This is a genomic window from Escherichia sp. E2586, from assembly GCF_005781105.1.
Classification (GTDB): domain Bacteria; phylum Pseudomonadota; class Gammaproteobacteria; order Enterobacterales; family Enterobacteriaceae; genus Escherichia.
In genome coordinates this window covers 851-1,728 of sequence record NZ_VATN01000020.1, presented here as the reverse complement: position 1 = coordinate 1,728, position 878 = coordinate 851, and the positions used below count along the sequence as shown (strand labels likewise).

The following is an 878-nucleotide window of genomic DNA, read 5'->3' as shown; positions in this document are numbered from 1 at the left end:
CTGATGTCCCGTGCGCTGCACGACCAGCTCAGTACGGAAGAAGGGCGTTCTGAAATGGTGGATGGCGTGACACATTTTGTTTCGGAACTGTGGCAGCCCACCGTGGCCAGTGCGGCTCCTGGCTCCACCCCGACCCCTGACGATAAAATCGACTGTCATAAACATCCCTCCTCACTGACTCAGTTACTCGCACAAAAAAAAGCCGCCTTTCTGGATGACCCTCTGGGAACGGCACTTAACCTGTTAAATCCGGTCGGTATGCTGGAAACCGCCTTTCAGGGAGTGAATGCGGTTACTGGTAGTATCAGTAATCTGTTCAAAGGTGATGACGAACCGCCCGCGGCGGAATATATCGCGGAAGGCGCGCGGGATGTGCGTATCAACAGCCAGCCGGCGGCACGCAGCGGGGCACGCTGCACCTGCGAGGCCAGGGTGGTGAATGAGCCGGGGGACGGGGAATTTGTATCACCGGATGTCCGCATTGGCGGTCCGTTACTGGTGGTCAGGGATATCAGAAGCGGCAAGTCGCAGATAACCCTGGTGGCAACCGTGGCGCTGATGTTACTTCGCCCGGGCAAAATGCTTTCTAAAATCGCCTGTTTTGCTGCCAGTATCGGGATGAGCATTCTGACGCAGAAGGCCACCACAGCCCTTCCGCATCCGGTCAATGCCGCCACCGGGGCCAAATACCTGGCCGATGACGATGACTTCGACTTCAGCCTGCCGGGCCACTTTCCGCTGGACTGGCAGCGCGTGTACAGCAGTCGTGACGAACGCACGGAAGGGATGTTTGGTCAGGGCTGGAGTGTGATGTATGAAGTGAGCCTCGTGCGCACGCCGGGTAACGCGGACGAAAACTGCATGACCTTTGTGTCGGG

1 protein-coding gene is annotated in these 878 nt (G+C 58.0%); it reads left to right on the top strand.

The window, feature by feature from the left end; translation table 11 throughout:
- On the top strand, window positions 1-878 hold an 878-nt coding region (locus FEK50_RS24575), incomplete at both ends, for a DUF6531 domain-containing protein (protein WP_240783263.1).